The following is a 6,713-nucleotide window of genomic DNA, read 5'->3' as shown; positions in this document are numbered from 1 at the left end:
TGCAGTTCTGTCCCGGTGTGACCACTTTTTTCTGCTGGCCTTTTACCGTCCAGTCAGCCCCAATTTTGGGGTTAAGGTCGATATCAACTTCGTCTTCATAAAACACCGGATGGTCAACACTGCATTTGTCCAGCGCCTCACTTATCTGAGCGAGCTTTTCTTCCTTGTCAGGGTCTCGAATATTGAGGGTAGGTGCCGCCCTACGCCAGACGATCCCGATTTTCGGTAACCAACGCCTGACCGTAGAAGCCGCCACTGTACTTTGGAATACATCATTGAGCTGCATCGTTAAAAGCTCTGTACTCCAGCGGCTTCGCTGATAACCGAAATCCTGCGGGGAAAACTGAACCAGAATAGTCAGCATCGCACACATTTCGCTAACGGGAAGCGTTGGCGGTCTGCCAACAGGCAAAGCGTGCAGGGCATCCATACCACCTTGAGTAAACCAGTCAATCCACCTACCCACTGAGGAGCGGGCTGCACTGATAATACGGCAGACATCGACAATCGTTTTGCCTTCGTGGAGTTGCATGAGAGCAATAAGTCTGCGGGCATAATCCTTGTCCTTGGTAGTCTGTATCGCTTTTTTCATCCTACGACGTTCGCCACGAGGTATCGGTGCTATGATGGCCATCACTCAGTCCTTTTGTCGGTATGTTTCGGTTTGGCGATTGATCAGATCGCACAAAGCGGACTGAGTTTCTCTTATCTTTGAGATCTACTATTAGGAACAGCTATTTAGGATGTATTCTACATTTGCTTAAACAGAGAGTGAGCGTTTCTGCTAACTGGTAATTGACTTTGGTTGGATGAGACTTCAACGACCATTTTTCCAGTGATGTCCTTGAAAACTCGTCTGATGGCGGACACTTTGACGATGACTGAGCGGTGAATCTGCCAGAAAGTTTCTTCACAGAGCATCTGAGAAAGGTTTCGAAGTGGAGTGCGGATAATGTATTCCGAGTCGTTGGTGACCACTGTGACGTATTTATCCTCTGCTCGGAAGTATTCTACATCATCGACGTGAATAAGGTGGATATCTTCACCTTTAGCTGCTTTCAGCCATGTGAGCGGTGCAGAACGTTTTTCCTGAGCATGAGAAAGAATTTGGGTAAATTCATCCGCATTCAGAGTTGGTTTAGTGCGAGTTTTTAGGCGAGTGCAGGTTTTGTTGAGGCGTTTTTCATCAATAGGCTTGATTAAGTAATCAATCGCGCCGTGTTCAAACGCTTCGATGGCGTAATGATCGTAAGCGGTTACGAAAATAATACGGGGTGGTGTTTGCATTTCACTGAGTAAGTTGGCGACTTCTAATCCATCCAATCCTGGCATCCTGATATCAAGAAACACCACATCTGGTTGAAGAGTCTTAATGAGATCCAGTGCCTCGATACCATCTTTAGCACTGCCAACGACATCTATATCGTAAGAGACGGCGCCTAACAGCCTGCTCAAATGGTGACGGAGAATGGGCTCGTCATCTGCAATTATTGCTCGCATTGAAATGAAATCCTTGTCGTGAATCCCCCTCCTTGATGGGGAATGAGTTTAAGTCGTCCTTTCTCTCCATATAGCGTTGAAAGGCGTTCTTTCACGTTCTTCATGCTGACACCATTTCCTTTAGAACCTTCATTGAAACCAATGCCGTTATCGGAAACGTCGATGGTAAGTATGTCTTCCTGTCTTGAAAAGTTGATTTGGATGTATCCCCCTTTAACCGATGGCTCAATACCGTGTACCACAGCGTTTTCGACTGCAGGCTGGATCAGAAATGGAGGAATCCGGGTTTGTTTTGAGATAGAGGTATCGACTTTTATTTCAAACTCCATCCGGTCACAAAGGCGAATTTGCTGAATAGAAAGGTAGCTGTCGAGTAGCTTTAGTTCATCATGCAGCGAAATTGTATCTTTACGCTGCTGCTTGAGGCTGGCGCGAAGCAGATCAGTGATTTTCTCGAGCAGCATTTTGGCTTTGGGAGCATCGATATCTATGAGTACCTGGATGTTAGCCAGTGTATTGAATAGAAAGTGAGGTTCCATTTGGCCTTGCAGGCTTTTAAGTTGGCTGTTTATCAGTGCCTTTTCCTGTTCGGCTTGACGGAGCTTCGCGTCTTTTAGATCATTTTCCGCTTGCCTTGCTCGATCACGCATGAAGAAAAAACAGGCAGTGAAAATCGCGACAGAGACGGTGAATATCAGCGTCGGCAGCAGAAACTCTGTTCGCCAGGACCCTCGATACTGGTATATCCAAAGCTGCATATTCATGGTGCCAATGATCGAGCCAATACTGACGGACACAGCGGTCCTTAAGGGGTTAGACCATATGGGGAAGTTTCTTGCTAGAAATATGTGTAACCAATTGAAAGACGCACCGTAGCCGAGCGAAATGGCCAAGTGGTAATAAAATGCGCCGCCGAAAATGAAGCCTGTCATGTAGGCAATTACTGAACAAATTCCGATGACGATGAGAACGCGCGTGCGCTCAAAATATGAGATTGTAGGGTTCATTGTGCTCTATCTTTCCTAACAAATACGATGTTAGTTTTTATTGTTTTTCCGTGAAATACCCTGTCGTCCTTATATTGGTGAAGATGATCGAGAATTTTGATTCCCGACTTATTTTTATAGGTAGAGATGCTCTTTTTATGGGGCTTAAAAAAGAGGCGCAGCATAAAACATGTGCGCCTTTCGATAAGGTATTTCGGATGCACAGTAGCTTTTCCGTAAAATAATTAAGGAAAAACAACCAACGCAGCCACATTAACTCAAATATGAGATAACGAAAGTAAGATGCGATAAAAGCACCAATATCATGATGATTGGTGCTATCGGGGAGTGAAAGGGAGCCCACGTTGAAAGTTTAACCACTGTTTGAAGAGCGTGGCTCTGAGTGTGTGGTGATAATGTCAGAGCGTGTATTATTTCCACCTTGTCTTTCTGCATCGATTCGCATCATTTCACTGGTATTAAACATATGCTGCGGATTGATTCGCTCACCGCTTGCTTCGAGTGAAGATAAACCAATGCTGAGCGTGATCGTGCCAGTGCTAGATAGAATGAATGGTAGGTTCTTCACACGTAAGTTGTCGTGAATCTTTTGACAAACAATATGAGAGTTTTCGCGCGTTGTATGTGGGAGGATGATGGCGAATTTGTCATTCGCCAAATGAGCGAGCACATCTGACGAGCGCTGACAGGTATCAGAGATGACCCGACTGATGTCAGTCAGCACGTTATTGGTCTTATCTTCACCTTCAGCAGACTTGTAGCCTTCAAATTGGTCGACAGAGATGGTTAGCAGACTTAGTGGTGTCTTGTAACGACTGGCTCGGCGAAGTTCTTTGTCGAGCATATCATTAAAGTGTCGGAAGTTACTCAGTCCCGTCAGCTGATCAATTGGATTCATTTCTTCTAACTGGTGAGTGACATCATCAAGCGCTTCCTGATTTAAATCCAATGCATGGTTCAGTTCGACATTTTCATCACTGATTTGGTGGATGGTCTCGCTTTGTCGTTTGGTTAACAGTGAGAAACCGAGTACCAAGGAGGCCAGACCAAAAATGATCACCAAAGTCGTTAAGGCTTCGGTTTTGTATTCCTGCCAAATAGGAGGCTGATAATTAATAAAGCGGGTACCCTCAGGCAAGGCATCACGTGATATATCGTGTTTGTCCAAAGACTCAAGGTCGAAAAATAGAGACGCGGGTGCGGGTTTAGCAGAAGGAAGGGGTGCCGCTGCATCTTTTGACATGATCTCAAGTGCGAGCTGAGCTGCAGCCTTGCCCTGACTATACCCCGTCACTATCTGGCCGCCAATGGCGCCATGACCGATGTGCGAGTGCCAATAAGTGTAAACAGGAAAGGGTGTGATTGAAGAGAGTAGTCTTGCTGTCTCTGCCGGGCTGTACTCTGTGCCATCTGATTTGGGTAGGGTGTTGCTCAACAGAAACACCAATGAGTTTGGAGGAAATTGGCTTAACTCTTTGTCTAGGGCTTCAATAGACTTGTCGACGATGATTCCGGTATCAATGACATTGGCGTAGGAGGGCAGCACTGTTTCCCTGACGATATCGACAACGCGTTGGTTATGACTTTCTTTTGTTGTGCCGACAAATACGATTGCATCTGCATCAGTATGAAGCGACAACGCCAAGTCTACGGCATTTTTGTAATCTATATATTCTGAAATCCCTGTTGAGTTGATGGCCGTGTTCAATGGCCCGGCAGGGAAATCTTTCAGTGCGGTATAAATAATGGGTTGGCTTGGGAAGAGCACTTTTTGATGGCGTAGGGCAAAATCGAGAGCAGCGTTATCAGATGTAATGACCAAGTCTGTTGAATTAGCGACTCGCTTAATCGCTAATAACTCAGCGAGTTTTTCACTGATAGATTCTCCCTGATATCTCAGGGAATCAAGGTAAACCATCGAAAGTTCGATATTGGAGCCGGATGCATCAAATGTATCTTGGATGCCGTTCTCAATTTCATCGCTCCAACCATAACCGCGGTGGAAGGCATTAATGTAAAGTACCTGCTTGGCAACTGAGTCGGCAGATGCGTTAGTCGATGCAGCGGCAACCAGCGTAGTCGTAAACAATACCCCGATAACCAGACCAAGGACAGGCATGGTAATCAAGCGGGATAATGTCGAGGTGATCATCTTGTTCATAGCTTTCTCGAAATTTTTCTTGGCCTGCCAACGGGTGTTGATAATTTGAGACGGGGTCATCCAGTAAGTGTAGTTAGAAATTCTGCGAGTTTTGTGTGTTGCAGACGGAAAGTAGGAGCTTGGGACGCGGCGCAAATTTTTCCCATTAATCAGGACTGGGAATGACAGAAGTGTGACTTGTTTCGCTGTTTGCTTGAAGTAGGGGGCCGAACTCTGTAGTCTTGCGGCGTTTTCCATTCTCAGTTCAGGAATATTGCCTTGCTTAGTACAGCTAATATCACCCAGCAATTTGGCGCCAAGCCACTTTTCGAAAATATTTCCGTTAAGTTTGGCGAAGGTAACCGTTACGGCCTAATCGGCGCAAACGGCTGTGGTAAATCAACGTTCATGAAGATCCTGAGCCGTGAATTGGAGCCAACCAGCGGTAACGTCAGCGTGGATCCTAATGAGCGTGTTGCCAAACTGAACCAGGATCAGTTCGCCTACGAGAGCTTCACGGTTATCGACACAGTTATCATGGGCCACAAAGAGTTGTGGGCTGTGAAGCAAGAACGTGACCGTATCTATTCTCTGCCAGAAATGAGCGAAGAAGACGGCATGCGAGTGGCTGATCTGGAAGTAGAATTCGCTGAGATGGACGGCTACATGGCAGAGTCCAAAGCGGGTGAACTGCTGCTGGCGGTAGGTATTCCTGTTGAGCAACATTATGGCCTGATGAGCGCGGTAGCGCCTGGCTGGAAACTGCGCGTGCTTCTGGCGCAGGTACTGTTTGCAGACCCAGACATCATGCTGCTTGACGAACCAACGAACAACCTGGACATCGATACCATTCGTTGGTTGGAAGACACGCTGAACGAGCGTAACTGTACCATGATCATCATCTCGCACGACCGTCACTTCCTGAATTCAGTATGTACCCACATGGCTGATCTGGACTATGGTGAGTTGCGCGTTTATCCAGGTAACTACGATGAATATATGACAGCAGCGACACAAGCGCGTGAGCGTCTGCTGGCAGACAATGCGAAGAAGAAAGCACAGATTGCTGAGCTGCAAACCTTCGTTGCGCGTTTCTCTGCAAACGCATCTAAAGCGAAACAAGCGACTTCACGTGCAAAGCAAATTGACAAGATTCAGCTGAGTGAAGTGAAGGCGTCAAGCCGTCAGAACCCATTCATTCGTTTCGAGCAGTCAAAAGAGCTGTTTCGCAACGCACTGGAAGTCGAGAACCTGAGCCAAGGTTTTGAAGCTGATTTGTTCGCGAACTTCGGCGGCATTTTTGAAGTGGGCGAGCGTGTTGCGATCATTGGTGAGAACGGCGTGGGTAAAACCACTCTTCTGAACACGCTGGCAGGTGTGCTAGAGCCACGTACCGGTGAATACAAGTGGTCTGAGAATTCAAACATCGGTTACTACGCGCAGGATCATGCTCATGACTTTGAGCAAGACATGAACCTGATGGAGTGGATGAGCCAGTGGCAGCAGGAAGGTGATGACGAGCAAACCGTTCGTGGCTTCCTTGGTCGTATGCTGTTCTCTCAAGATGACATCAAGAAGTCTGTCAAAGTGCTGTCTGGTGGTGAGCAAGGTAGAATGCTGCTTGGCAAGATCATGATGCACAAACCAAACATGCTGTTGATGGACGAACCTACCAACCACATGGACATGGAATCTATTGAATCATTGAACACTGCACTTGAGCAATTCAAAGGCACGTTGTTCTTCGTATCGCATGACCGCGTATTCGTTGACTCACTGGCAACCCGCATTATCGAAATCCGTGACGGCAAGATCACAGACTTCAAAGGTACTTACGCTGAGTTCCTGAAATCACGTGGTATTGAAGGCTAATTTCGCTTTCTGTCACGCAAAGAAGAACACCCGCCTAGGCGGGTGTTTTCGTTTTTACTGGTAGTACTGTAAGCGATTAATGAACTGGTGAAGCCTTATTCCACATCGCTCAGATCAACATTCCATGGCATCAGATCCGACATATCATCGGCGAGTGAACGCGTCGGCAACTCCGTGAACAGGTGCCGGAAGTA

The 6,713-nt window shown here is 46.8% G+C and carries 5 protein-coding genes; 1 reads left to right on the top strand and 4 read right to left on the bottom strand.

The genetic code is table 11. The annotated features are described in order from the left end of the window. The 4 genes from GMA8713_RS24865 to GMA8713_RS24850 all read right to left on the bottom strand — a co-directional run. Positions 1-634: IS630 family transposase (locus tag GMA8713_RS24865; RefSeq protein ID WP_157515568.1), on the bottom strand; the 634-nt coding region annotated here is incomplete at its 3' end. 116 nt (positions 635-750) lie between these two features. Continuing rightward, positions 751-1,500: a LytR/AlgR family response regulator transcription factor gene (locus GMA8713_RS24860; RefSeq protein WP_062715268.1), complete on the bottom strand. Its 750-nt coding sequence runs from the start codon at positions 1,498-1,500 to the stop codon at positions 751-753. Further along, positions 1,488-2,297: a sensor histidine kinase gene (locus GMA8713_RS24855; protein WP_232314568.1), complete on the bottom strand. Its 810-nt coding sequence runs from the start codon at positions 2,295-2,297 to the stop codon at positions 1,488-1,490. The genes GMA8713_RS24860 and GMA8713_RS24855 overlap by 13 nt, the downstream gene beginning before the upstream one ends. Before the next feature lie 562 nt (positions 2,298-2,859). After that, entirely contained in the window at positions 2,860-4,668 is a 1,809-nt protein-coding gene (locus GMA8713_RS24850) for a GGDEF domain-containing protein (protein WP_062715269.1), read from the bottom strand. A 258-nt stretch (positions 4,669-4,926) separates the two neighbouring features. On the opposite strand from GMA8713_RS24850, the gene GMA8713_RS24845 reads away from it, so the two are divergent. Beyond that, on the top strand, positions 4,927-6,519 hold the full coding sequence (locus GMA8713_RS24845) for an ABC-F family ATPase (RefSeq protein WP_062715265.1): 1,593 nt from the start codon (positions 4,927-4,929) through the stop codon (positions 6,517-6,519). Positions 6,520-6,713 lie beyond the last annotated feature (194 nt).

Origin of the sequence: Grimontia marina, assembly GCF_900060185.1 — a bacterium.
GTDB classification, from domain to species: Bacteria; Pseudomonadota; Gammaproteobacteria; order Enterobacterales; family Vibrionaceae; genus Enterovibrio; species Enterovibrio marinus.
This window is presented reverse-complemented; position numbering and strand designations above follow the sequence as displayed.

Coding starts and splice junctions, on each gene's coding strand:
- GMA8713_RS24860 (WP_062715268.1), bottom strand. CDS start 1,500: ATGCGAGCAATAATTGCAGATGACGAGCCCATTCTCCGTCACCATTTG.
- GMA8713_RS24850 (WP_062715269.1), bottom strand. CDS start 4,668: ATGAACAAGATGATCACCTCGACATTATCCCGCTTGATTACCATGCCT.